This is a genomic window from Stenotrophomonas sp. YJH_SMC_79 (assembly GCF_059367995.1).
The window spans coordinates 369,919-394,287 of sequence record NZ_JCAFRK010000003.1 but is presented as its reverse complement, the minus strand read 5'-3'; the positions used below and the strand labels follow the sequence as shown (position 1 = coordinate 394,287).

Annotated in this window: 28 protein-coding genes and 2 tRNA genes; 13 read left to right on the top strand and 17 right to left on the bottom strand. The window is 66.7% G+C overall.

What is annotated here, in order from left to right; translation table 11 throughout:
* Nucleotides 1-18: 18 nt before the first annotated feature.
* From AC5P57_RS12885 to AC5P57_RS12865, 5 genes are all read left to right on the top strand, one after another.
* On the top strand, nt 19-813 hold the full coding sequence (locus tag AC5P57_RS12885) for an SDR family NAD(P)-dependent oxidoreductase (protein ID WP_099554791.1): 795 nt from the start codon (nt 19-21) through the stop codon (nt 811-813).
* A 140-nt stretch (nt 814-953) separates the two neighbouring features.
* Nucleotides 954-2,843 (top strand): MFS transporter, encoded by a 1,890-nt coding sequence (locus tag AC5P57_RS12880; protein ID WP_099554787.1) that lies wholly within the window; start codon nt 954-956, stop codon nt 2,841-2,843.
* A gap of 182 nt (nt 2,844-3,025) precedes the next feature.
* Nucleotides 3,026-3,313 carry a CD225/dispanin family protein gene (locus AC5P57_RS12875; RefSeq protein WP_005411297.1) on the top strand — a complete coding sequence of 96 codons (288 nt, stop codon included), beginning with the start codon at nt 3,026-3,028 and terminating at the stop codon, nt 3,311-3,313.
* Nucleotides 3,314-3,347: 34 nt separating this feature from the next.
* Entirely contained in the window at nt 3,348-3,626 is a 279-nt protein-coding gene (locus tag AC5P57_RS12870; RefSeq protein WP_005411298.1) for a CD225/dispanin family protein, read from the top strand.
* Between the two features lie 43 nt (nt 3,627-3,669).
* Nucleotides 3,670-4,095: a DUF2752 domain-containing protein gene (locus AC5P57_RS12865; protein ID WP_049427336.1), complete on the top strand. Its 426-nt coding sequence runs from the start codon at nt 3,670-3,672 to the stop codon at nt 4,093-4,095.
* Between the two features lie 644 nt (nt 4,096-4,739).
* Here AC5P57_RS12865 and ampE read toward each other — a convergent pair.
* From ampE to AC5P57_RS12840, 5 genes are all read right to left on the bottom strand, one after another.
* Nucleotides 4,740-5,627 carry a regulatory signaling modulator protein AmpE gene (gene ampE / locus AC5P57_RS12860; RefSeq protein ID WP_099554100.1) on the bottom strand — a complete coding sequence of 296 codons (888 nt, stop codon included), beginning with the start codon at nt 5,625-5,627 and terminating at the stop codon, nt 4,740-4,742.
* 134 nt (nt 5,628-5,761) lie between these two features.
* Nucleotides 5,762-6,667 carry an NAD(+) diphosphatase gene (gene nudC, locus AC5P57_RS12855; RefSeq protein ID WP_099554098.1) on the bottom strand — a complete coding sequence of 302 codons (906 nt, stop codon included), beginning with the start codon at nt 6,665-6,667 and terminating at the stop codon, nt 5,762-5,764.
* A gap of 119 nt (nt 6,668-6,786) precedes the next feature.
* A complete protein-coding gene (gene erpA / locus AC5P57_RS12850; protein ID WP_005411302.1) occupies nt 6,787-7,179 on the bottom strand; it encodes an iron-sulfur cluster insertion protein ErpA in 393 nt (130 codons plus the stop codon).
* Between the two features lie 31 nt (nt 7,180-7,210).
* Entirely contained in the window at nt 7,211-7,675 is a 465-nt protein-coding gene (locus AC5P57_RS12845; RefSeq protein ID WP_099554096.1) for a bactofilin family protein, read from the bottom strand.
* Between the two features lie 4 nt (nt 7,676-7,679).
* Nucleotides 7,680-8,423 (bottom strand): DUF6776 family protein, encoded by a 744-nt coding sequence (locus AC5P57_RS12840; protein ID WP_099554094.1) that lies wholly within the window; start codon nt 8,421-8,423, stop codon nt 7,680-7,682.
* A gap of 178 nt (nt 8,424-8,601) precedes the next feature.
* Here AC5P57_RS12840 and AC5P57_RS12835 point away from each other — a divergent pair, with 178 nt between their 5' ends.
* From AC5P57_RS12835 to AC5P57_RS12825, 3 genes are read left to right on the top strand one after another with little or no spacing between them, the layout of a single operon-like run.
* Nucleotides 8,602-9,219 (top strand): DUF4126 domain-containing protein, encoded by a 618-nt coding sequence (locus AC5P57_RS12835; RefSeq protein WP_099554092.1) that lies wholly within the window; start codon nt 8,602-8,604, stop codon nt 9,217-9,219.
* 44 nt (nt 9,220-9,263) lie between these two features.
* On the top strand, nt 9,264-11,150 hold the full coding sequence (locus AC5P57_RS12830; protein WP_099554091.1) for an EAL domain-containing protein: 1,887 nt from the start codon (nt 9,264-9,266) through the stop codon (nt 11,148-11,150).
* 1 nt (nt 11,151) lies between these two features.
* Nucleotides 11,152-13,368, top strand: coding sequence for an ATP-binding protein (locus tag AC5P57_RS12825; RefSeq protein ID WP_099554089.1), 2,217 nt, complete (start codon nt 11,152-11,154; stop codon nt 13,366-13,368).
* A gap of 1 nt (nt 13,369) precedes the next feature.
* Here AC5P57_RS12825 and bfr read toward each other — a convergent pair whose 3' ends face one another.
* From bfr to AC5P57_RS12810, 3 genes are all read right to left on the bottom strand, one after another.
* Nucleotides 13,370-13,840, bottom strand: a complete 471-nt coding sequence (bfr, locus tag AC5P57_RS12820) for a bacterioferritin (protein ID WP_005419804.1) — start codon at nt 13,838-13,840, stop codon at nt 13,370-13,372.
* Between the two features lie 142 nt (nt 13,841-13,982).
* Nucleotides 13,983-14,192: a (2Fe-2S)-binding protein gene (locus AC5P57_RS12815; RefSeq protein WP_019336609.1), complete on the bottom strand. Its 210-nt coding sequence runs from the start codon at nt 14,190-14,192 to the stop codon at nt 13,983-13,985.
* Between the two features lie 108 nt (nt 14,193-14,300).
* Complete coding sequence (locus tag AC5P57_RS12810; protein ID WP_099554087.1) at nt 14,301-14,921, bottom strand: RNA pyrophosphohydrolase; 621 nt, start codon at nt 14,919-14,921, stop codon at nt 14,301-14,303.
* A 121-nt stretch (nt 14,922-15,042) separates the two neighbouring features.
* Between AC5P57_RS12810 and AC5P57_RS12805 the strand changes: the two genes are divergently transcribed.
* A tRNA-Met gene (locus AC5P57_RS12805) sits at nt 15,043-15,119 on the top strand.
* Between the two features lie 55 nt (nt 15,120-15,174).
* Nucleotides 15,175-15,249 (top strand) — tRNA-Gln (locus AC5P57_RS12800).
* A gap of 283 nt (nt 15,250-15,532) precedes the next feature.
* Here the strand turns inward: AC5P57_RS12800 and rpsI are convergent.
* Both rpsI and rplM read right to left on the bottom strand, forming a co-directional pair.
* On the bottom strand, nt 15,533-15,925 hold the full coding sequence (gene rpsI, locus AC5P57_RS12795; protein WP_005411311.1) for a 30S ribosomal protein S9: 393 nt from the start codon (nt 15,923-15,925) through the stop codon (nt 15,533-15,535).
* A gap of 2 nt (nt 15,926-15,927) precedes the next feature.
* A complete protein-coding gene (rplM, locus tag AC5P57_RS12790) occupies nt 15,928-16,356 on the bottom strand; it encodes a 50S ribosomal protein L13 (RefSeq protein ID WP_005414692.1) in 429 nt (142 codons plus the stop codon).
* 197 nt (nt 16,357-16,553) lie between these two features.
* Between rplM and coq7 the strand changes: the two genes are divergently transcribed.
* Nucleotides 16,554-17,198, top strand: coding sequence for a 2-polyprenyl-3-methyl-6-methoxy-1,4-benzoquinone monooxygenase (coq7, locus tag AC5P57_RS12785; protein WP_099554085.1), 645 nt, complete (start codon nt 16,554-16,556; stop codon nt 17,196-17,198).
* A 123-nt stretch (nt 17,199-17,321) separates the two neighbouring features.
* Here coq7 and AC5P57_RS12780 read toward each other — a convergent pair whose 3' ends face one another.
* Nucleotides 17,322-17,642 (bottom strand): DMT family transporter, encoded by a 321-nt coding sequence (locus tag AC5P57_RS12780; RefSeq protein WP_005411314.1) that lies wholly within the window; start codon nt 17,640-17,642, stop codon nt 17,322-17,324.
* Between the two features lie 168 nt (nt 17,643-17,810).
* A complete protein-coding gene (gene speD, locus AC5P57_RS12775) occupies nt 17,811-18,605 on the bottom strand; it encodes an adenosylmethionine decarboxylase (protein ID WP_005411315.1) in 795 nt (264 codons plus the stop codon).
* 149 nt (nt 18,606-18,754) lie between these two features.
* On the opposite strand from speD, the gene crp reads away from it, so the two are divergent.
* Together crp and AC5P57_RS12765 are read left to right on the top strand one after the other, a co-directional pair.
* Complete coding sequence (gene crp, locus AC5P57_RS12770; RefSeq protein WP_012481435.1) at nt 18,755-19,444, top strand: cAMP-activated global transcriptional regulator CRP; 690 nt, start codon at nt 18,755-18,757, stop codon at nt 19,442-19,444.
* 62 nt (nt 19,445-19,506) lie between these two features.
* Nucleotides 19,507-20,268 (top strand): sulfite exporter TauE/SafE family protein, encoded by a 762-nt coding sequence (locus AC5P57_RS12765; RefSeq protein ID WP_054172646.1) that lies wholly within the window; start codon nt 19,507-19,509, stop codon nt 20,266-20,268.
* Between the two features lie 88 nt (nt 20,269-20,356).
* Here AC5P57_RS12765 and AC5P57_RS12760 read toward each other — a convergent pair whose 3' ends face one another.
* The 5 genes from AC5P57_RS12760 to AC5P57_RS12740 form a co-directional block, all read right to left on the bottom strand.
* Nucleotides 20,357-21,073: a haloacid dehalogenase-like hydrolase gene (locus AC5P57_RS12760; protein ID WP_099554082.1), complete on the bottom strand. Its 717-nt coding sequence runs from the start codon at nt 21,071-21,073 to the stop codon at nt 20,357-20,359.
* Nucleotides 21,070-21,864 carry an indole-3-glycerol phosphate synthase TrpC gene (gene trpC, locus AC5P57_RS12755; protein ID WP_049426871.1) on the bottom strand — a complete coding sequence of 265 codons (795 nt, stop codon included), beginning with the start codon at nt 21,862-21,864 and terminating at the stop codon, nt 21,070-21,072. The genes AC5P57_RS12760 and trpC overlap by 4 nt, the downstream gene beginning before the upstream one ends.
* 74 nt (nt 21,865-21,938) lie before the next feature.
* Nucleotides 21,939-22,970 carry an anthranilate phosphoribosyltransferase gene (gene trpD / locus AC5P57_RS12750; RefSeq protein WP_099554079.1) on the bottom strand — a complete coding sequence of 344 codons (1,032 nt, stop codon included), beginning with the start codon at nt 22,968-22,970 and terminating at the stop codon, nt 21,939-21,941.
* Nucleotides 22,971-22,986: 16 nt separating this feature from the next.
* Complete coding sequence (locus AC5P57_RS12745; RefSeq protein WP_010482655.1) at nt 22,987-23,574, bottom strand: anthranilate synthase component II; 588 nt, start codon at nt 23,572-23,574, stop codon at nt 22,987-22,989.
* A 2-nt stretch (nt 23,575-23,576) separates the two neighbouring features.
* Nucleotides 23,577-24,356 (bottom strand): SIMPL domain-containing protein, encoded by a 780-nt coding sequence (locus AC5P57_RS12740; RefSeq protein WP_099554077.1) that lies wholly within the window; start codon nt 24,354-24,356, stop codon nt 23,577-23,579.
* Nucleotides 24,357-24,369 lie beyond the last annotated feature (13 nt).

The following is a 24,369-nucleotide window of genomic DNA, read 5'->3' as shown; positions in this document are numbered from 1 at the left end:
CTGCTCCTGGACTCCCCCATGAAGATCGAACTCGCCGGCCGCACCGCGCTGGTCACCGCTTCCACCGCCGGCATCGGCCTGGCGATCGCGCAGGGCCTTGCCGCAGCGGGCGCGCGGGTCATTCTCAATGGCCGCAGCACCGACAGCGTCGAACGTGCCCGCCTGCGCCTGCTCGCCTCCGTTCCGGGTGCCGAGGTGACCGGCGTCGCCGCCGACCTCTCCGATGCGGCCGGCGTCGACACGCTGCTGGCCGGCCTGCCCACGGTCGACATCCTGGTCAACAACGCCGGCATCTTCGGCCCCGAGGACTTCTTCGAGACTGAAGACGCCACCTGGGAGCGTTACTGGCAGACCAACGTGATGTCCGGCGTGCGCCTGTCGCGTGCGCTGCTGCCGGCGATGGTGGCAGCTGGTTGGGGCCGCGTGCTGTTCATTTCCTCCGAATCGGCACGCAACATTCCTGCCGACATGATCCATTACGGCGTCAGCAAGACCGCGCAGCTGTCGCTGTCGCGCGGCCTGGCCAAGCGCGTGGCCGGCAGTGGCGTCACCGTCAACGCGGTGCTGCCCGGCCCGACCCTGTCCGACGGCTTCGCGGCGATGTTCGAAGATGAACGCCAGCGCAGTGGCAAGCCGCTGGAGCAGATCGGCCGCGAGTTTGTGATGGCACACCGGCCGTCTTCGGTGATCCAGCGCACTGCCACGGTCGAGGAAGTGGCCAACATGGTGGTGTACCTGGCCTCGCCGCAGGCTTCGGCCACGTCCGGTGCGGCACTGCGCGTGGATGGCGGCGTGGTCGACGATATCGTCTGAGACCTTCAGGCCGAGTGCGGACCAACGGTCCGCACCCACCGCCATGGGGTCTGGGCAGATCCACGCCATGCGTGGATGCGCCCCACCGCAGTCCCGACACACGGGCAGGAATGCTAGGCTGCGCCGGTCAAGGAGGTTCCATGTCCGGTCACAACCAGTTCGCCCTGCTGCGCCAGCGCCGTTTCCTGCCGTTCTTCGTCGTCCAGGCGCTCGGAGCGTTCAACGACAACGTGTACCGGCAGGCGATCATCAGCATGTTGCTGTTCATGGCCGTGCCGGAGGAAGAACTGGGGTTGTATGCCACGCTGGCGCCGGCCATCTTCATCCTGCCGTACTTCCTGTTCTCGGCACTGGCCGGGCAGATTGCCGACAAGCTGGAAAAATCGCGGCTGATCGTGATCACCACCACCATGGAGATCGTGATCATGTCGCTGGCCGCCACCGGCTTCCTCACCCAGAGCCTGCCGGTGTTGCTGGTGGCGTTGTTCTGCACCGGCATGCAATCGACCCTGTTCGGCCCGGTGAAGTATTCGGTGCTGCCGTCGGTGCTCAAGCCCGAGGAACTGACCGGCGGCAACGGCCTGGTCGAGATGGGCACCTCGATGTCGATCCTGTCCGGCATGATCGTCGGCGGCCTGGTGTTCACCGTGGCCGGCAGTCATGGCACGGTGGTGGCCGCGTGCGCGATCATCGCGCTGGCGGTCTGCGGCAACATCGCCGCACGGCTGATTCCCAAGGTCGATGCCGGTGATCCCAACCTGAAGATCAACTGGAACCCGCTGCCGGAATCGTTGGCGGTGCTGCGCATGGCGCGCCAGCAGAAAGCCGTGCGCAACTCGATCCTCGGCGTGTCCTGGTTCTGGTTCGTCGGTACGGTGCTGACCTCGCAGCTGCCGGCCTACGCCGTCACCAACCTGGGGGGCGAGCCGACCCTGTACATCTTCGCGCTGGCCCTGTTCTCGGTCGGCACCGGCGTCGGCTCGCTGCTGTGCGAGAAGCTGTCGGCACGCACGGTGGAAATCGGCCTGGTGCCGCTGGGTGCGTTCGGCATGACCGCCTTCCTGCTTGACCTGTACTTCGCCCGCAGCGGCGAGGCGACCGCGCACGGACTGACCGTCGGCACGTTCCTGCAGCAACCCGGCAGCATCCGCATCGTCATCGACCTGATCGGGATCGGCCTGTTCACCGGCATCTTCGTGGTGCCGCTGTTCGCGCTGATCCAGAGCCGCACGCCGAAGGCGCAGATGTCGCGCGTGTTCGCCGCGCTGAACATCCAGAATTCCGGCTTCATCGTGGGCGCGGCCCTGCTGTCGCTGGCCGCGCACAAGCTGCTGCACTGGACCATTCCGCAGCAGTTCCTGGCGCTGGCCATCGCCAACGCACTGGTGGCGATCTACATCTTCACCATCGTCCCCGAATTCCTGATGCGCTTCCTCAGCTGGCTGATGGTGCGCACCCTGTACCGCCTGCGTCCGCACGGCATCGAAGCGAACGTTCCCGACGAGGGCGCCGCGCTGCTGGTCTGCAACCATGTCAGCTACATGGACGCACTGATCCTGTCGGCGACGATTCCGCGCCCGGTGCGCTTCGTCATGTACTACAGGATCTTCAACATCCCGGTGATGCGCTGGATCTTCCGTACCGCCAAGGCGATCCCGATCGCCGGTGCGCGCGAAGACCCGGCGTTGATGCAGCGCGCGTTCGATGACATCGACGCAGCACTGGCCGAGGGCGAGCTGGTCTGCATCTTCCCGGAAGGTGCACTGACCAAGGATGGTGCGATGGCACCGTTCAAATCCGGCGTCGAGAAGATCCTCGAGCGGCGTCCGGTGCCGGTGGTGCCGATGGCCCTGCGCGGCATGTGGTCGAGCATGTGGAGCCGGCGCGACAGCCGCCTCGGCCGCATGCGCGTGCCGCGCCGTTTCCGCGCCACCGTCGAAGTGGTGGCGGCACCGGCCGTGGATGGCCACACCGCCAACGCCCAGGCGTTGGAAGCCCAGGTGCGGGCCCTGCGCGGCGATCACGCCTGACGCAACCGGCCCGCCAGGCGGGCCCGGCAACCTCCCCCGCATACGTCACCGTCCAGTGGCGTACGCGACATGTCGTGACTGTAAACGCATACATGCAACGCCGGTTGCGGTAGATTACGCACCCACAGGGGGGAGGTCCGGCCGATTCACCAAGGCCGGCCACCAAGGAATGGAGTCTCGCTTTGAATCAACCACCACCGCTCAGCCGTCCGGTCTACATCCCCAACCATCTGGTCTGGGCGATCCTGACGACGCTGTTCTGCTGCCTGCCGTTGGGCGTGGTGTCGATCGTCTATGCCTCCCAGGTCGATGGCCGTCGCGCGGCCGGCGACCTGCCGGGGGCTTACAGCGCGTCGCGCAAGGCGGGCTGGTGGGCAGTGGCTTCGGCCGTGGCCCTGCCGGTCCTGTTGCTGTTGTGGCTCGGGCTGTTCGGCGGCTTGGCCGTACTGGGCGCTCTTTCCGACCAATGATTCACCACCACCACCCATCAAGGAGCTTGAACCCATGAATACCGCTACTCCGCAGGTCCCGAACAATCTGGTCTGGGCCATCCTGACCACCCTGTTCTGCTGCCTGCCGGCCGGCATCGTGTCGATCGTCTACGCTGCACAGGTCAACGGCAAGCTGGCCGCTGGCGACATCGCCGGCGCCCAGGATTCGGCTGCCAAGGCCAAGAAGTGGGCCATCTGGTCGGCCATCGCCTGGGCCGTGCTGGTCGTGCTGTACGTGCTGTTCTTCGTTGTGCTCGGCGGCATGGGCGCGATGAGCAACAGCGGCTACTGATACGCCTGGACGGATCCGGCGCCTGCGCCGGATCCGTTGTTGCATGTCTGCGCTTCCCATCCGTTCCCGACTCGCCCGCTGGGCGCCGCTGCTGGTTTCCGCCGGCCTGGCCGCAGGTGCCACGGTGGTGCTGCGCAACGTCAATCCGTATGTCGCCGGCAATCCCCTGCCGAGCTGCCCGCTGTACGCCCTGACCGGCCTGTACTGCCCGGGCTGTGGCAGCACGCGCTGCCTGTATTCCCTGGTCCACTTCGACCTGCCCGGCGCGATGGCGATGAACCCGTTGCTGGTCATCAGCCTGCCGTTCCTGCTGCTGATGCTGCTGAACATCGCCGGCATCCGGCCGCGTGTGCTCGACCCGCTGATGCGGGTACTGGCCAATCCCACGTTCTGGCTCTGGGTGCTGCCCGGGTATGCACTGCTGCGCAATCTGCCGTGGGCACCGTTCACTGCACTGGCACCGATCTAGGTTTCCAGCCAACGGCGCAGCCCCTCGTGGTGGGCGGCGTTCGTCGATCATGGGGTTGGCCGGGCGGGTAGGCTGCGCAGGGGCCGCTGCAAGTACGTCCATGTAAGCTCGGTCGCCGCATCCATGCGGCTCACGCCCCTGCGCAGCCCACCCACCCGGCCACGGACAGTTTCCGTGTGCGTCCACCACGGAAAAGAAAGAGAAGATCAAAAGCGGAAGCGGATCGCTTCGCTCTGCATCCACGCATGGCGTGGATCTACCGTGTCGACCAAGGTCGACACCTACCAACAGCCGCCGGAATCTGTCGGGGGTGGGGCGGTGTGGGGCTGCAGGACCGTTGGCGCCATGGGCCCGAGGCACGCCTCGGGCGGGTTGGGCAGGACGCCCAACCCCGGCCTTGCCGTGTGCGCAGGACAGCGCACACGAGCAAGGCGCCATCGAGCCCCCAGGGGTGAGGGCGCTTTGCTTGCGAAGCACTGCTTCGTAAGCGCCCGAACGCCCAGCCGCTAGCGGCTGGGCCGGCCTGGGGGTTTACGGCGTGTCCTGCAGCCCCACACCGCCCCGCCCAACCCTCAGCAACCCAGAGCCGCTGTTGCTGTTGCTGTTGCCTCTGCAGGTGCAGGGCTGCAAGCCCTGCAAAGCAACTACGTCACCCAGCCTGCAATCACCAGCAGGGCGAGGATCGCCAACCACAGCAGCAGCATCCGCCACACCAGGCTCATCGCATCCCGCAGGTCCGGCAACCGCTGCCACACCGGCAACAGCCCCGCTTCGGTGTAGTCGTGTGCATCCTCGCGCAGTTCGGCATTGACGCTGGCCCGCGCCACCGCGCCCAGGAACCCGATGTTGCCTGCCAGGCGCTCACCGTGCGCCTGGCGCCAGGCCTTCCACGCCGTATCGAAATTGCCGACCAGCGCCATCGAGAACGCCATCAACTGTGCCACCGGCCACTCGATCCAGCCCAGCAGGCGCTGCGCCAGCGCCAGCGGCTCCACCGGCACGCGTGCGCGCATCGGGCTCTCCGCCATCAGCGCCAGCAGCCGGTAACCCAGCGCGCCGGCCGGGCCCAGCAACAGGAACCAGAACAACACCGCGAACCAGCGTCGCAGTGCGTTGAGCACCGTCGCCTCGACCAGCGACGGGATGTCCTCGCGCAGGCTGCCGCCGGCCGACTGCAGGTTGCGCACTGCGGCCTGCCGCGTCGCTGCATCGTCGGCATCGATGATGGCCTCGATATCGCGGTCCAGGTCACGCGGGCCCCAACACCAGGCCAGCACCGCGACGCCCAGCAACAACGATGGCAGACCGAACAGTACCCCGCGCAGCAGCCAGGCCAGAAGGCCCATCAGCAGCAGCGGCGGCAGCAGTGCCAGGGCAACACCCGCCGGCCCCTGCCAGGCCTTTCCACCACGCGCATCCAGCCAGCCCAACCAGCGCCGGAAGCCGTCGAAACGGCGCAGCGAAGCAGCAGCGGCCGGAGCGACATGGCCCAGGGCCAATGCGACCAGCACGGCGGCCAGAGTGGTGAACATGGCGGGTCTCCCTACGAAACAGATCGCTCGGCGTCGCTACCTTACCTGTCGCAGCGGCGCCCTCAGCGGTGAACCGGACTGTAACCCGTGCCGTGTTCAGGTGGCGGCAATACAGGCGCCCCCGCCGGCCTGGCTCAGCCCTTCTGCTGCCGGTACCAGTGCTCGATCAGCCCTCGCGAAATCGAGATCGGCGGTGACAGGCGGATACCCTTGCCATCGTCTTCGTCATCACGTGCCAGCGCGGCACCGACCTCCTCGGCACTGAACCAGCGTGCGTCCTCCAGTTCACCATCCACGGCCGGCAGATCGGCGTGCGCCTGTGCGCGGAAGCCAACCATCAGCGCACCCGGGAATGGCCAGGGCTGCGAACCGAGGTACTGGCAGGCGGTCACCCGCACCTTGCTCTCCTCGTGGACTTCGCGCACCACGGTCTGCTCGAAGGTCTCGCCCGGCTCGACAAAGCCGGCCAGCACCGAGTAGCGACGTGGCGCCCAGTTCGACTGGCGGCCGAGCAACAGGCGGCCCTGGTTTTCAACCGCCACGATCACAGCGGGGTCGACACGCGGGTAGTGCTCGGTGGAACACTGCGCGCAACGCCCCACGAAGCCGCCGCGGGCGAACGCCACGGCACCACCACATACACCGCAGAAACGGGTACGTGAGTGCCAGTAGGACATGCCACGTGCGTAGCTGAAAGCGGTCGCATCAGCCACCGACCACAGCAGGGCGGCCTGACGCAGATCGAGGCGACGTGGTGCGGTGACGGTGACGCTGGCGGCTTCAACCGAGAACCACGCTTGTTCCCCGCGCAGGCCGAGGAAGATCGCGGAGCCGGGCCCGCCGCCGATGTCGGCGCCGGTCAGCGCCAGCGGCTGGTCGTCATCACTGGTGAAGGCGCTGCCGTCCTTGTCGAGCACCAGAATGCGCGCGCCTGGCCACAGGCGCGCCAGTGCATCGGCATCTTCGCGCAGGGCATCGGCGCGCTCCAGCGGTTCGCCCACGAAGGCGAAACCGGAAAGCGGCGAAGGAGTATTGGGCATCCGGCAAGCGTGCCGCCAATCGATGCAGGTGGCAAGCTGCGGGCTTTGCCGAAGCCGTCAGTGGGTGTGGAGCTTGCTCCACACACCTTGTCGCGCGGGACGCAGGCCCCGCGCCCCGCCTACATGCTGAAGCTGCTGCCGCAGCCGCAGGTGGTCTTGGCGTTCGGGTTGCGGATCACGAACTGCGCACCGGTCAGGCTCTCGGTGTAGTCCACCTCGGCGCCCATCAGGTACTGCAGGCTCAGCGGGTCGACCAGCAGGGTCACCCCGCTGGTCTGTACCGCCAGGTCGTCCTCGGCACGGTTCTCGTCGAACTCGAACCCGTACTGGAAGCCCGAACAGCCACCACCTTCGATGTACACACGCAGGGCCAGGTCGGGGTTGCCCTCTTCCTGGATCAGGGATTTGACCTTGGCGGCCGCCGACTCGGTGAAGTTCAGCGGGCGCTCCAGCGACTGGTAATCGGGCGCGGCGGCCGGGGTGGCGCCGGGCAGGGAGACTAGCGTGCTCATGCCGTCAGCATGGGGGCGCCGACGACGGCTTTCAAGCCATCGCCTCGGCCAGCTTGCGGCGTGCAGCAGTATCACCCTTGCCACCATTGGCGTCGTCGCCTTCCGGGGCCGGCAGGGCAGCCATCGGCGCGCTGGCATGGATCAGGCGGCCGTTCAGCTGGGCACCCGCATTCATCTCCACCACCTGGTAATGGACGTTACCGTTGACCCGCGCGCTCGGGGTCAGCTCGACCTTTTCGGTGGCATGCACGTCGCCATCGAGGCGACCGCTGATGACCACCACCTGGGCGCGGATCTCGCCCTCGATCACGCCATGCTCGGCGACCGTCAGGGTCGCGCCGCTGGCGCCTTCGGCGGCGATCACCTTGCCGTGGATGCGGCCTTCCACATACAGGCCACCACTGAATTCCACATCGCCGCGGATCACCACCTGGTTGCCGATCAGGGCATCCACCACCAGCTGGCCTTCACGGTTGGATTTGCTGCTTCCGAACATCTGCCTACTCCCCTTTGCTGGCCGGCGCACCGGCCTGTTTCCAGTCGAATACCTGGGTGGTACCCCCCGTACCACTCCCCAATGTCACCCGCACGCGTTGCGGGGTGAAGTCAGCCGGCAGCATCACGCTGCCGGTGATCTGCTGGAAGTACCGGAACGAGTAATCCTGTCCCGGTACCTTGCTGCGCTGGTGCAGATCATCCCAGCTGATCGTGGCCAGCTTGCCGTTCTTCACGCCTTCCACGGTGAAACGCATCTGCCCCTGGCTGATGGCGCCGCGGTTGAGGTTCTGGGTCAGCACGGCGGTGTACTGCCAGGTGCCGGCCGCTTCCGGGCTGAACTCGATCGAATGGGTGTTCAGGCCCTTGCGCTGGCTGGTCGAACCCACCAGGCGCTCATAGAAGGCAACGTCGGCACGCAGGCCGGCGATTTCCTCATCGCGCTCGGCCAGCGAGGACTGCACCTCGGTGTTGGCGGCGCGGCTGATGCGGTCGGAGGCTTCCAGCGTGGCCTGCTTCTGGCGCAGTTCGGTCAGCTGCACCTGCAGCGTCTCGGCGCGCTTCTCGGCGGCCTGCAGGCGCTGGCCCTGTGCATCGCGCGGCGTGGCCATCCAGCAGCCACCCAGCACGGCCAGCACCAGGCTGAGCAGCCAGATGCCGCCGATCACCAGCAGGCGGCGACGGTCGGCCGGCGGTTGCGGCGCACCGGGCAGGCGGACCTGCACACGCATGGGAGGACGGTTGGTCATGGGTGGTTTCCGGGGCATCGCGAGGGCGACACCGGTACGGCCCCTGTGGCAAACGACGGGCTAGTGTATGACAGGACGGGTGGGTTTCCTGCGCAGTGACCGACCGCGGTCTGTGGCGTTCAGGCACGCCATCGTCGATAGTGTGGCCCCTGCACAGTTCCGTCGCCGGAGCATCGCCATGACCGAAGCCCACCTGTTCGTGATCGGCATCCTGCTGGCCTGGCTGGCCGGCATCCGCGTCTACCTCACGGTGTTCGGCGTCGGCCTGGCCGGCCTGCTCGGCTGGGTCGACCTGCCACCGGCCCTGCAGGCCACTGAGTCGTGGTGGGTACTGGGCACCTCGGCGGCGCTGGCGGTGACCGAATTCTTCGCCGACAAGATTCCCGGCGTCGACTCGGCGTGGGATCTGGTGCAGACCCTGGCACGCGTGCCTGCGGGTGCCTTCCTCGCCGCGGCCACACTGTCGCCGGACGGGCAGCTGGGCACCGGAGCACTCGCTGCCGGTGCAGGTGTTGCGCTGGCCAGCCATGGCTTGAAAGCCGGCACCCGTGCCCTGCTCAACACTTCGCCGGAGCCGGCCAGCAACTGGGTCGCCTCCGCCGCCGAGGACACCGTGGTGATCGGCGGCCTGGCCCTGGCTCTGGCACACCCGTGGATCGCGCTGATCGTGGTGCTGGCCTGCAGCCTGGCCGGCGCACTGCTGGTGTGGCTGGTCTGGCGCGCCCTCTGGAAGGGCGTGCGCTGGCTGGCACGCACCGCAGCGCCCGACAGTCCACGCCAGACCGGTACCGGTTGATCGCCGGGCTTGTCGCATAATGGACGCGAACACCAGGAGCACCGATGGCCGCAAACGAATCCCCCGCGGGCGCCCGCCCGGGACGCGCTGAAACCCCTCCGGCCGATCATTGGCAACGCTGGACCGCTGAACCGGCGGGCGCCGTCGCCGCAGCACCGGCAGCGGTTCCGCCGCTGGCCGCCTCCGATGCGCCCGCATCGATCGGCAGCGCACCGCCGCCGTTACCGGGCCCGGCCATGCTGGCCGAGGCTGGCAACAACGATCAGGCGCCGCCGCCCTCCGATTCGCCCTACCGCGTGCTGATCGTCGAGGATGATCGCGCCCAGGCGCTGTTCGCACAGAGCGTGCTGCACGGCGCCGGCATGCAGGCGATCGTGCACAGCGATGCCGATGACGCACTGCAGGCGATCAAGGAACATCGCCCCGACCTGATCCTGATGGACCTGCACCTGCCCGGCCTGGACGGAATGCGCCTGACCGCGCTGATCCGCCAGCAGCCCGGCCTGCAGCTGCTGCCCATCGTGTTCCTCAGCGGCGACCCGGACCCGGAACGCCAGTTCGAGGTACTCGACAGTGGCGCCGACGACTACCTGAGCAAGCCGATCCGCCCGCGCCACCTGATCGCCGCCGTGGCCAACCGCATCCGACGCGCGCGGGCGCAGGCCGCAACCCTCCCCGGCGTATCCGGCACCCCGGCCACCAGCAACCCGGAAACCGGGCTGCCGACGCGGCATCACGTACTGCAGCAGCTCAACGCCGCGCTTGCCCACCGCGACCAGGGCGGCGTGCTGTTCGTCGAGATATCCAGTGCACTGGGCCTGCGCGAGCGCTATGGCTATGCGGCCTTCGAGCGCCTGATGGTGCAGGCCGGGCAACGCCTGGCAGAAGCCGGCCACCCGCACCTGCTGGCGCGCCTGAACGACAACAGCTTCCTGCTGCTTGCGCGCAATGTCAGCGAGGACAGCCTGGAAGGCATTGCCGCTGCACTGCGCGAGCAGTTGTCGGCGCGGGCCTTCGTGATCCGCGACGACGAATCCGTGCACCTGCGCGGCGTGGTCGGCTATGCACCGCTGTCGCCGGGCTTCGACGATGCCAGCAGCGCGCTCGAAGCGGTCGAGCGCACCACCCTGCAGGCACGCCTGCTCAGCGCCGGCGTGGCTGGCCACGTGCACCGCGACGTGATCAGCGAGCAGGAACACCTGGCACTGCTGGAAGGCCAGCTTGAACTGGCCTACCAGCCGATCGTCGCCGTCGCCGGCGGCAATACCGCGCAGTACCAGCTGCTGCTGCGCCTTCGCCAGGCCGACGGTACGCTGCTGGCGGCAGGCCAGGTGATTCCGGCCGCAGAGGCTGCCGGGCGCATCGCCGATCTCGACCAGCAGGTGATGGACCATGCACTGGGCCTTCTCGACCTGTACCGGCACGCGACGCAGCCGCTGAACCTGTTCGTCTCGCAGTCACTGCGCACGCTGCAGCGCGATGCCTTCGCCGACTGGCTGCTGGAATCACTGCAGCAACGCGGCCTGCCCGGCAGCGCACTGGTGATCGACGTGCGCCTGCCGGACGCGCTGATCCACGCCGTGCCGCTGCAGCAGTTCTGCGAACGCATGGCAGGGGCCGGCGTGCGTTTCTGCCTGAGCCAGTTCGAACCCGGTGGCGAAGCCGATGCACTGCTGACCCAGCTGCCGTTGTCGTTCGTGCGCATGGCCGCGCGCTTCTCCAGCAGCCACGCCAATCCGGCCACGCGCGAAGAGCTGCGCCGGGCAATCGAACGGGCGCACGCCGCCGGGCAGCAGATCATCGGCCAGCAGATCGAAGATCCGCAGGCCGCCGCCGCGATGTGGGTGGGCGGTGTCGACTACATCCAGGGCAACATGGTGCAGTCTGCCGGCAGCGATCTGAACTTCGACTTCCACAACGCGGTGCTCTGACGTGCCGATGTGGGTCGCGCTGCTGGTTGCCCTTGCCGCGGCCTCCATCACGGCGCTGCTGTTGGGCCTGCGGCTGCGCGCGCGCAGCCATGCACTGGCCCTCCTGCAGCGTGAGCGCAGCGCGTTGGCCAGCGAACGTGACCAGCTGCGCCGCACCACCGAACGCCAGGGGCAGCTGGAGCAGCAGCTGCTGCAGGCCAAGCAGGCCGCCGAGGCGGCGGTGCTGGCCAAGGGCGAGTTCCTGGCCACGATGAGCCACGAGATCCGTACGCCGCTCAACGGCATCCTGCCGATGCTGGAGCTGATCGCGCGCGGCCCGCTGGGCGAGGACCAGCGGCAGATGCTGGCCACCGCCTCGGCCAGCTCGCAGCAGTTGCTGCGCATCGTCGATGACATTCTCGACTACTCGCGGCTGGAAGCGCAGGCACTGGAACTGGAGATCACCAGTTTCAACCTGCGCGACCTGCTTGATGGCGTGGTGCAGCTGATGCAGCGCGCCGCCGACGCCAAGGGCCTGTCGCTGGGGCTGCTGCTGGACCCGTCGGTGCGCCTGCCGGTGCGTGGCGACCCGGTACGACTGCGCCAGGTGTTGAGCAACCTGCTGGCCAACGCGATCAAGTTCACCGCACGCGGCCAGGTGCAGCTGCGCGTGCAGCGCCTGGGCGAAGGTGCGGCACAGCACCAGCTGCGCTTTGAGGTCATCGACACCGGCATCGGCATCGACGAGGCGCTGCAGGCGCGCCTGTTCCAGTCCTTCAGCCAGGCCGATGCCTCAACGACCCGCATCTACGGTGGCACCGGCCTGGGCCTGGCGATCTGCAAGCGCATCATCGACCTGATGCACGGGCGCATCGGCGTGCAGTCCACGCCCGGCCAGGGCGCCACGTTCTGGTTCGAGATCCCGTTGTTGAAGGTGCCCGGCGACCTGCCTGCCATGGCGCGCACGCCAGACTCGCTGCTGCTGTTCAGTGGCGATGCCATCCTGCAGGCACGCATCGAGCGCATCGCGGCCCATCATGGGCTGCTGGTGCACGCCATGGCGCAGTTCGATGCCGTGGTCGAGCGCCTGCGCGCAGTGCCGAGGCCGGGGCAACCGGCACCGGCCTGGCTGCTGGTCGATGCACGTGCGCGCCGCATCGGTGAAGCAACGCTGCAACAGGCGTTGGCCGAACGTGGCGAGGACGACGCGCTGCAGGTGCTGTGGCTGCAGGACGATGCCCTTCCGGCACGCCCGCGCCAGCGGCAGCTGCCCTCGCATTTCGACGACGCGGCGCTGCATGCACTGCTGGCGGCACCGGTCGCGCATGCGCGCCCCGCCGCGCTGCTGGTCAATGCAGGACAGGGGCAGCCCGCGCCCCCGCTGCCGCCGTTGCACCTGCGCGTGCTGCTGGTGGAGGACAACACGGTCAACCGCATGGTGGCCGAGCAGCTGCTGCGCGTGTTCCAGTGCGAGGTGCGCAACGCCGCCGATGGCGAGCAGGCGTTGCTTGCCCTGCGCGAAGGCGATGTAGATGTGGTGCTGATGGACTGCCAGATGCCGGTGCTGGACGGTTATGCCGCCACCCACCGCTGGCGCGCCGAGGAAGTGGAGAACGGGCGTCCGCGCCTTCCGATCATCGCAATGACCGCCAATGCCATGGCCGGTGACCGTGAGCGCTGCCTGCAGGCCGGCATGGACGACTATCTGTCCAAGCCGATTGCACGTACCACCCTGCATGCGCTGCTGCAGCGCTGGGGGCAACGATCACGCGATGTCGGAGCGTCGAGCTTGCTCGATGGCGAAGCCCTCGCACCCGATCGAGCACCGGCAGCCGAGCATGGCTCGGCTCTACAAGGCACGAAAAGCCAAGCGGTGACGCAACCGGTGCTGGACCGCGACGTGCTGGACGAGCTGCACGCGGTGATCGGCGACACCGCCCTCCAGATCATCTCGGTGTTCCTGGAGGATGCGCCGGCGATGGTGCAGCAGCTGCAGCAGGCCGCGCAGGCCGGCGACGAGCCCCGCCTGCAGGCCCTCGCGCACAGCCTCAAGTCATCCAGCGCGAACGTGGGCGCACTGTCGCTGTCGGCAGTCGCGCAGCGCATCGAGCATGAAGCCCGCAGCGGCAGCCTGCAGCGCCCCGCAGTGGCGGTGGCGCTGCTGGTTGCGGAATTCGCCCGTGCGCGCGTGGCACTGACGGGCTACCTGGCACAGCATCGCGCCGGCCAGGGCGGCTGACTCACTCTTCCAGCTTGCTCAGCAGGTACTTCGGTTCGCCGATGCGCTCGATCAGGTCCAGCTGGGTTTCCAGCCAGTCGATGTGCTCTTCTTCCGAATCGAGGATCTTCACGAACAGCTGGCGGCTGACGTAGTCGCCGACCGAATCGGAATAGGCCACGGCCTCGCGCAGGGTAACCACGCCATCGCGTTCCAGCGACAGGTCGCACTGCAGGATCTCGGTCGGGTTCTCACCGATGCGCAGCTTGCCCAGCGCCTGGAAGTTCGGCAGGCCTTCGAGGAACAGAATACGGTCGGCGAGCATGTCGGCATGCTTCATCTCGTCGATCGATTCCTTGTACTCGTGTTCGGCCAGTTCCTTGATGCCCCAGTTCTTCAGCATCTTGGCGTGCAGGAAGTACTGGTTGATCGCGGTCAGCTCGTTGTAGAGGACCTTGTTGAGGAATTCGATGACCTTGGTGTCGCCCTTCATGGGGATGCTCCTGCACGCTGAAAACGCAGGCACTTTAACGCCTTGCGTGCGGTCGTGAAGGAACGCGAATCGTGCGCATTGGCCTGTGCGGCCACATGTGAAGGATGCGAAAGCGCGGCGTCAATACGCCGCGAAGAGACGATCAGGCGACCTGGGCCAGGCCCAATACCGGCAGCGGCAGATCGTGGGTGGCACGCGCCTTGGCCAGCAGGTCGCCTGCCATGTCCAGGCAGGAACCGCAGGTGGCACCACAGCCGGTACGCATGGTCAGTTCGGCCACCGTGCTGACGCCATTGCTGGCGGCTTCGCGGATCTGGTGGTCGGTGACTCCGTTGCAGATGCAGACGTACACAGGCGTGGACCGGGCTGACAGGCCAGAGGCGGCCTGTTGGCTATTCCAATGGAAACGAGAATGGTTGTCAATCAGAGACCTGAACCATTCTCGATACCGTTCAGCCCGTCAGCTGGCCGGGCCATCGCCGGTGGCCTTCTTCGGCCAGTAGCCGCGGGTCCGCGGGCGCTTGCGCGGGCGCTCGTGCCCGGCGGTATGGCCCGGCATCCAGGCCTCGGCGGCGCTCTTGGGCATGGCGGTAACCCCCTGCCCGGCCACCCCGCGCGCCAGCGGCGCCAGATGTCGCAACGCACGCGCATAGACGCCACGCTTGAACATCACCACGTGCTCCACCGGGTACCAGAAGTCCACCCAGCGCCAGTGGTCGAACTCGGGCGAGTCGGTGTGGTCCAGCTTCACGTGGGATTCGTCGCCGGTCAGGCGCAGCAGGAACCAGACCTGCTTCTGGCCGATGCAGACCTGCCGCTCGTTGCGGCGGATGGCCCGCGCCGGCAGCTTGTAGCGCAGCCAGCCGGGCGTCGCCCCGAGCACTTCCACATGCTCAGGCAGCAGGCCAGTCTCTTCCTGCAGTTCACGATACATGGCCTCGACAGGCGTCTCGTCGGTGTTCATGCCACCCTGCGGGAACTGCCAGCCATCCCGGCGCACACGTCGTGCCCAGAACACCTGGCCGTCCTGCCGCATCAGCACGATGCCGACGTTCGGTCGATAGCCGTCCGGATCGATCACGATGCGGACTCCTAAGAAAATCTACTGGCCGGGACTATCCCATGCCCTCTGTCGGCCCACAAGCACGACACAAAAGTGTTGACAGGGGCGATACACATCCGCAGAATAGCGGGCTCACCAAGGCTATGTAGCTCAGCCGGTTAGAGCACAGCACTCATAATGCTGGGGTCGGTGGTTCGAGTCCACCCATAGCCACCACACTGAAAATCAAGTTGTCTTTCAGTGTGAAAAGTGAGAAAATCGTTGCACGTTTTGCCCCGTCGCCAAGCGGTAAGGCACCTGACTCTGACTCAGGCATTCGGTGGTTCGAATCCATCCGGGGCAGCCAAATTTAAAAGCAAAAGGCCAGATCGAAAGATCTGGCCTTTTGCTTTTAATTTGGTCACGCATTCCACCTTATCCCCGCGCCTGTCGGCGCGCGCCCTTGAACATCAAGGGGGCTCCTCTCCAGAGAGAACCCCGGGGTCGGACATGCAGAAAGACGGGGAGTGCCGGCCGCTGGCCGGCAACCAGGACATGCACGACCCCGAAACGACAAAAGCCCGGCCGAAGCCGGGCTTTTGCTTTTCCAACCAGCGGGCTCCCGAAGGAGCCCAACCAGGCGCGGTAAATCAGCGCTTGGAGAACTGGGTGGCGCGGCGGGCCTTGTGCAGACCGACCTTCTTACGCTCGACTTCACGGGCGTCACGGGTCATGAAGCCAGCCTTGCGCAGCTCGGACTTCAGGGTTTCGTCGTACTCGACCAGAGCACGGGCGATGCCCAGACGGATCGCACCGGCCTGGCCGGTGGTGCCGCCGCCAGCGGCGGTGACCAGGATGTCGAAGCTTTCGGTGTTCTTGGTCAGCTCGAGCGGCTGGCGCACGATCATGCGCGCGGTCTCACGACCGAAGAACTCGTCCAGCGGACGGCCATTGACGGTGATGTTGCCCGAACCCTTGCGCAGGAACACGCGAGCGGTGGAGGACTTGCGGCGGCCAGTGCCGTAGTTTTGAGTGATAGCCATGATTAGATATCCAGAACCTGCGGCTGCTGTGCGGCGTGCGGATGCTCAGTGCCGGCGTAGACCTTGAGCTTGCGGTACATCTGGCGACCCAGCGGGCCCTTCGGCAGCATGCCCTTCACGGCGATCTCGATCACGCGCTCCGGGTGGCGCTCCAGCGCCTGGGCCAGGGACTCGGTCTTCAGGTTGCCGATGTAGCCGGTGAAACGGTGATACATCTTGTCCTGCAGCTTCTTGCCGGTGACGGCAATCTTTTCTGCATTGATGACGACCAGGTAGTCGCCGGTATCAACGTGCGGGGTGTAGACCGGCTTGTGCTTGCCGCGCAGACGGCGGGCCAGCTCGGTGGCGAGACGGCCCAGGGTCTTGCCCTCGGCGTCGACGAGGTACCAGTCGCGCTGGACGGTCTCGTTCTTGGCAGTGAAAGTGCTCATGAAGAACTCTAGGTTAGGTCGGGCTCATTGCGGCGAAAGGCTCGCCGGAACTCTGCCACGCGTTGTGAAAAGGTGAAGCGTAAGAGGCGGGATTGTACTCACCTTGCCCGGGATGCGCAACCCGCGCCCTGCGCCGGGTTGGCAGGGGCGCGGGGCCGGGCGAGAATCGGGGGTCTTCCGCCCCACCGCGTACTGCCATGACCGTGCTCCGCCAGACCACTCCGCTGGACCACCTGCTGACCGAGGCGCAGCGCGCCCTGGACACAGTGTTCGGCAATCCGCCGGCGGCCCGCCCCTACCCCGCCACGGGCACCGACGAACCGGGCATGGACAGCGCCGAGCGGCGCCATGCCGCAGGCCTGATGCGGATCAACCACGTCGGCGAGGTCTGCGCGCAGGGCCTGTATTTCGGCCAGGCCGCCGTGGCCCGCGACCCCGCCACGCGCGAACACCTGCTGGAAGCGGCGCAGGAAGAAACCGACCATCTGGCCTGGTGTGCCACCCGGCTGGGTGAGCTGGACAGCCGTCCGAGCCTGTTCAACCCGCTGTGGTACGCCGGCAGCTACACCATCGGCACCCTGGCCGGGCTGCGCGGCGACGGCTGGAACCTGGGCTTCGTGGTGGAAACCGAGCGTCAGGTGGAAGCCCACCTGGACGAGCACCTGGTCGACCTGCCGCCCGGCGACCTGCGCAGCCGCGCGGTCATCGCGGTGATGAAGGAAGACGAAGCCCGCCATGCGGACCACGCCGAGCAGGCCGGCGCACGCCGCCTGCCGTTCCCGATCCCGGGGGCGATGGCGCTGGCTTCCAAGGTCATGAAGACCATCGCCTACCGGCTGTGACCGCTAGGTAGTGCCGGCCGCTGGCCGGCAACCACGCAGGTACTGCTGAAGATCAGGAGGTTGCCGGCCAGCGGCCGGCACTACCGAATCAGACGGTGGGGCCCGACCGTTGGCCGGGCCACCTTAGTTCGGCGAGACCAGCTTCAGGCCGATCACGCCGGCCACGATCAGGCCCACGCAGGCCAGGCGGGCCGGTGACGCGCTGTCGTTGAACAGGTAGATGCCCAGCACCGCAACGCCCATGGCGCCGATACCGGTCCAGATCGCGTAGGCCGTACCGACCGGGATGCTCTTCATCGCCTGGCTCATCAGGTACAGGCTGATCAGCGCGGATACCACCGTAGCAGCGGTGGGCAGGGGTTTGCTGAAACCTTCGGAGTACTTCATTCCGAGGGCGAAACCGATCTCGAACAGGCCGGCCAGCAGCAGGTAGATCCAGGGCATGGGTGGGGGCTCCTTACCTTTTTTGAGAAAAACGAAACGGCCCGGTGTTTTCACACCGGGCCGTGGGTCGGTACATCACCGTGGAACTGTAACGCGTGCCAGGCACTGGTTCCACGGGGCGGGTCGTCCCGCCTGGGTGGCGATGCCTGCGGGCATCGCACATGGGTCTTACTCGGACAGGTTCCGGCCGTGGAACAGCTCTTCGATCTCGCGCTTGAGCAGCGCTTCGATCTTCATGCGTTCCTTGAACGACAGGTTCTTGGCCTTTTCCTCGAACAGGTACTGGTCCAGGTCGAAGTCCTTCAGGTGCATCTTCGTGTGGAAGATGTTTTCCTGGTAGACGTTGACGTCGAACATCTCGTAACGCGACTTGATGTTCTTGGCCAGGAAGTTCTGGATCGAGTTGATCTTGTGGTCGATGAAGTGCTTCTTGCCCTTCACATCGCGGGTGAAGCCACGGACGCGGTAGTCCATGATCACGATGTCCGACTCAAGGCTCTCGATCAGGTAGTTCAGGGCCTTCAGCGGGGAAATGACGCCACAGGTGGCCACGTCGATATCCGCGCGGAACGTCGCGATACCTTCCTGCGGATGGGTTTCCGGGTAGGTGTGGACAGTGATGTGGCTCTTGTCCATGTGCGCGACCACGGCGTCGGAGATCAGCTCCTTGCCGGCCAGCTTCTTGTCGATCACCGGCTCTTCGGAGATCAGGATGGTCACCGAGGCACCCTGCGGGTCGTAGTCCTGGCGGGCCACGTTCAGGATGTTGGCGCCGATGATCTCGGCGACATCGGTCAAGATTTGAGTCAGCCTGTCGGCGTTGTACTCTTCATCGATGTATTCAATGTAACGCTGACGCTCCTCTTCGGTGCGCGCGTAACACACGTCATAGATGTTGAAGCTCAGCGCCTTGGTGAGGTTGTTGAAACCCTGCAGCCTCAGGCGAGGCAACGGCTTGACCACGGCGGTCGATTCCTGTGTAAGAAGGGAAAGGGGGAATTATGGGGCAAACTGCCCCCGGGGGGAACGTGAAGACGCAAGAGTTCTGGCACACTGTTTGCCCTTAACAATTGCGCTGGTTAAGCTCCGCTATCGACCCCGTGAATCCGTTCATGCGCAGAGGGAGCGCCCCTATCGTGTCAACCGTGCGCCTAGCTAGCAGTCCACTGGCCTTGGATATCGCCACCATCGATCGTTTCCTGGCGCACAGCCACCGGCGGCGATATCCCACCCGTACCGACGTCTTCCGACCCGGTGACCCGGCGGGAACCCTGTATTACGTTGTCAGCGGCTCGGTTTCGATCATGGCCGAGGAAGATGACGATCGCGAGCTTGTGCTGGGCTACTTCGGTGCCGGCGAGTTCGTTGGCGAAATGGGCCTGTTCGTCGAATCGGACCGCCGCGAGGTGATCCTGCGGACACGTACAGCCTGCGAACTGGCTGAAATCAGCTACGAGCGCCTGCACCAGCTGTTCCTCGGCCCGCTGTCGGCCGACGCCCCGCGCCTGCTGTATGCGCTGGGCCAGCAGATCTCCAAGCGCCTGCTCGATACCAGCCGCAAGGCCAGTCGCCTGGCATTCCTGGACGTTACCGATCGAATCGTGCGCACACTGCACGATCTGGCACAGGAACCGGAAGCGATGAGCCATCCGCAGGGCAGCCAGCTGCGCGTGTCGCGCCAGGAACTGGCCCGCCTGGTCGGCTGCTCGCGCGAAATGGCTGGCCGCGTGCTGAAGAAGCTGCAGACCGACGGCCTGCTGCATGCACGTGGCAAGACCGTGGTGCTGTACGGCACCCGTTGACCGTTGAGCACCCGGTGGGTGCGGACCTTGGTCCGCACTCCTTCGCGCGCTAGGCTCGTTGCATGGAACTGAGCAGCGAATTCTGGTGGTTCATCCTCATCGGCCTGGGCGCACAGCTGGTGGACGGCGCTTTGGGCATGGCCTTCGGCCTGGTGTCCTCGTCGGTGATGTTGAGCATGGGGCTGCCCCCGGCGCAGGTCAGCGCCAGCATCCACACCGCTGAAGTGTTCACCACGGGCGCGTCGGGCGTGTCGCACCTTGCCGCCGGAAATGTCGATAAACGCCTGTTCCTGCGCCTGGCCCTGCCCGGTGCGGTGGGCGGCGCCGTGGGCGCCTACGTGCTCACCCAGATCCCCGGCGACATCATCCGGCCACTGATCTACCTGTACCTGCTGGTACTGGCGATCATCATCCTGGCCCGCGCTGCGGGGCGCTGGATGCCCAAGGGCGAAATCCGCCGGGTACCGGTGCTGGGCTTCTTTGCCGGCCTGCTGGACGCCAGCGGCGGCGGCGGCTGGGGGCCGGTGGCCACCTCCACCCTGCTCGCCCGCGGCGGCCAGGCACGCACCACCATCGGTACGGTCAACGCGGCCGAGTTCATCGTCACCCTGACCATCTCGGCCACGTTCCTGCTGTCGATGGGCGTGCAGCACCTGCAGATCGTCGCCGGCCTGCTGATCGGCGGCATGATGGCCGCGCCGGTGGCGGCAATTCTGGTCAAGCGGGTGAAGGAGCGCTGGGTGCTGGTGGCCGTTGGCGTGCTGGTACTGGGGATCAGCCTGTTCCAGATCGGCCATGCGGTGTACGGGCACCTGTACCGCTGAGCGTTTGCCGGCCAGCGGCCGGCACTACCGGGACGGAGAAGGGGTAGTGCCGGCCGCTGGCCGGCAGATCCATCACCGTGCGGCGGGATCAGGCCTTGTCGCCACCGCGGTCCACGCAGCCCCAGTTGAGGATGCGGGTGCCGGGCGGCAGCACGCTGCGGAAGAAATCCACCTTGGAGCGCTTCGGGTTCACCACCACTGGCGCCTTGGCTGCCAGCAGCAGCGGCAGGTCGGCGGTGCTGTCGGAGTAGGCGATGTCGATGTCGCCGTAGCCGCGCTCGCGCAGCATGCGCATCTTCTCTTCGTTGTGGCAGTGGCGGGTCGGGCCGACGCCGCCCAGCCGCGGACCAACCTCGGTGCCGATCACCGGTACGTCCTGGTGGGCCACGAAGGCCAGGATCGCCCGTGCCAGCTCCGGCGGCGCGCCGGTGGCCACCACCACGCGGTCCCCCTTGGCCCGGTGCGCGGCGAACACCTCCAGCGCCTGCGGCAGCAGCTTGGCGCGCATCTGTGCCTCGTTGCGCAGCACATAGGCGTCGATGACCTTGTTGAAATCACGCGCACGGTGCAGGCCGAAGCTGCCGATCCACACATAGACCGAAATACCGGCACGACGGGTCGGCAGCAGCGCCACCATCGGCCCGGCGATCGGCGTGACCAGCAGCGCGGCCAGCATGCGCAACGGGTTGCGCTTGATCAGCGAGGCGAACAGATGGGTGCCCGAATCGCCGTCGTAGAGGGTGTGGTCGAAATCGAAGACCACCAGCGGCGCATCGTCGCGCGGCGTCGGATAGTGCGTTGTCATGCCGCGAAGAATAGCTGACGCAGGCCCTCGCCTGGCTCTTCCACGCGCATGAAGGCCTCGCCGACCAGGAACGCATGGATGCCGGCATCGCGCATCAGCGCCACGTCCTGCGGGCCGAGGATGCCGCTCTCGGTCACCAGCAGTCGATCACGCGGCACCGCCTTCTGCATGTCCAGCGTGGTCTGCAGCGACACCTCGAAGGTGCGCAGGTTGCGGTTGTTGATGCCGATCATCGGCGCCGGCACCTGCAGCGCACGCTCCAGTTCGTCGATGTCATGCACCTCCACCAGCACGTCCATGCCCAGCGACAGCGCCAGTTCGGACAGCGTGGCCAGCTGGGTGTCGTCCAGTGCAGCGACGATCAGCAGGATGCAGTCGGCGCCCAGCACGCGCGCCTCGTACACCTGGTAGGCGTCGATCACGAAGTCCTTGCGCAGCACCGGCAGCGTGCAGGCCTCGCGGGCCTGCTGCAGGTAGGCGTCGGCGCCCTGGAAGAAGTCCACGTCGGTCAGCACCGACAGGCAGCTGGCGCCGCCGAACTCATAGCTGACGGCGATGTCGGCGGGGCGGAAATCCGGGCGGATCACACCCTTGGAGGGGCTGGCCTTCTTCACCTCGGCAATCACCGCCGGGTCGCCGTTGGCCACCGCCGCCTGCAGCGCGCGCACGAAGCCACGTACCGGCGGGGCACTGGCCAGGGCGGCCTGCAGCTCCTCGAGCGGGCGCTGGGCGCGGCGCTGGGCCACTTCTTCGGCCTTGCGGGCCAGGATCGTCTGCAGGATGTCGCTCATCGTCTTCGGTTCGGTGCGGGGGCGGTGAGGACGGCCATTATCGGCCATCAAGGGGATCAGGCTGAACCGCGCGCTCAGGCAACCAGCGCGCGGGTGGTCTCAACATACTGCTGCAGGCGCTGGCGGGCACTGCCGTTGGCGATGGCGGCACGGGCACGGGCCAGGCCGTCGCCGATGTCGCTGGCCACCCCGGCCACGTACAGCGCGGCGCCGGCATTCAGCGCCACGATGTCCAGCGCCGGGCCGGGCTCGTTGTCCAGCACGGCACGCAGCATCTGGATGGACTGCTCCGGTCCGTCCACGCGCAGGTTGCGGCTGGCCGACATGGCGATGCCGAAGTCTTCCGGGTGGATCTCGTACTCACGCACCTTACCGTCGCGCAGTTCGCCGACCAGGGTGCCGGCGCCCAGCGAGATCTCGTCCATGTTGTCGCGGCCCCAGACCACCATGGCGCGCTCGGTGCCCAGCTCGCGCAGCACGCGTGCCTGGATACCCACTAAATCGGGGTGGAACACGCCCATCAGCACCGACGGCGCGCTGGCCGGGTTGGTCAGCGGGCCAAGGATGTTGAAGATGGTGCGTACGCCCATCTCGCGGCGGACCGGCGCGACCACCTTCATCGACGGATGGTGGATGGGCGCGAACATGAAGCCGATACCGGTTTGTTCGATCGCGGCGGCCACCTGGGCCGGCTGCAGTTCGATGGCCGCGCCCAGCGCTTCCACCGCATCGGCGCTGCCGGACTTGGACGACACGCTGCGGTTGCCGTGCTTGGCCACGCGCGCACCGGCCGCAGCGGCGACGAACATCGCACAGGTGGAGATGTTGAAAGTGTGCGAGCCATCGCCCCCGGTGCCGACGATGTCGACCAGGTGGGTGGTATCGGCCACCGGCACGGCCAGCGCGAATTCACGCATGACCGTGGCCGCAGCGGCGATCTCGTCGATGGTTTCCTTCTTCACACGCAGGCCGGTGAGGATGGCGGCGGTCATCATCGGCGACACGTCGCCACGCATGATCTGCCGCATCAGGTCGACCATTTCGTCGAAGAAGATTTCGCGGTGTTCGATGGTGCGCTGCAGGGCTTCCTGGGGGGAGAAGCTCATGGGAATGCTCCTTGGATCAGGCCGCCGGACGCTGCAGGAAATTGCGCAGCAGGGCGTGGCCGTGTTCGGTGAGGATGGATTCGGGATGGAACTGCACGCCTTCCACCGGGAACTGGCGATGGCGCAGGCCCATGATCTCTTCGATCGAGCCGTCCTCGTTCTCGGTCCAGGCGGTCACTTCCAGCACATCGGGCAGGCTGTGCTTGTCCACCACCAGCGAGTGGTAGCGGGTGGCCTGGTAACGGTCCGGCAGGCCGGCGAACACGCCCTTGCCTTCATGGCGGATGGGCGAGGTCTTGCCGTGCATGATGTTGCCAGCACGGATCACGGTGCCGCCGTAGACCTGGCCGATGCCCTGGTGGCCCAGGCACACGCCGAGGATCGGCGTGGTCGGGCCCAGGCGCTCGATCAGCTCCAGCGACACGCCCGCTTCGTTGGGCGTGCACGGGCCGGGCGAGATGACGATGCGCTCGGGCTTCTGCGCGGCTATCTCGTCCACGCTCATCGCATCGTTGCGCACCACCTTGACCTCGGCGCCCAGCGTCTGCAGGTACTGCACGAGGTTGTAGGTGAAGCTGTCGTAGTTGTCGATCATCCACAACATGGTCAGGTCCCGTCGCTTATCAGGAAAATGGCGTATACGTTTTCGGTGTAGGTGATGGGGCCGGCTTCCACCGACTCGCGCAGGCGGGAGCCCGTGGTCTCGATGCTGTTCATCGGTGCCTCGGGCGCGGGCGGCGAGGGCGGCGTCACCAGGTCCCCACTGCTGGGCCAACTGCCCGCCTGGATGCCATAGGCGAAGTTCGGCGCCACGTCGGAAATGCTGTACAGACCGCGCAGCTGGGTGCCGTAGGCCTTGGCCAGGCCCTGCGCGGAGTCGCGGGTCTGGGCTGCCGCCTCGCCCTTGAGCTCGCGGCGCAGTGCCACTTCACCCGAGTACGTCGGAGCCACGCTGCTGACCTGCACGTTCTCATTGGCCTTCAGCGCCCCCAGCACGTCCTGCATCTGCTGGACGCTGGCGAAGCTGGCGCGCAGTTGGCGTGACACGCGGGTGCCGATGAAGACCTGCCGGTTCTGCTCATAGCGCGTCGCAGGACCAATCCGCAGGTTGTCCGCGCGCACGCTGCCTTCCACCGCCTTGTGCTGCTTGAACAGTGCCAGTACGCGGGCAACGTTGTCCTGCACGCGGCGGCGCGCAGCGTCGGCATCCATGTCGGTCTCTTCGATGTTCAACTGCAGGCCGAACCGGTCCGGCATCACCACGCGGCGCGCCTCGCCCTTCACCAGCAGGTGCGGCTGCGAAGGAATGGTATTTGCCTGCGCCCACGCAGACGGGGCCATCGTGGCCAGCAGTGACGACCACAGCAATGCGCTCAGCAGCTTCATGCGGTACTCCTTG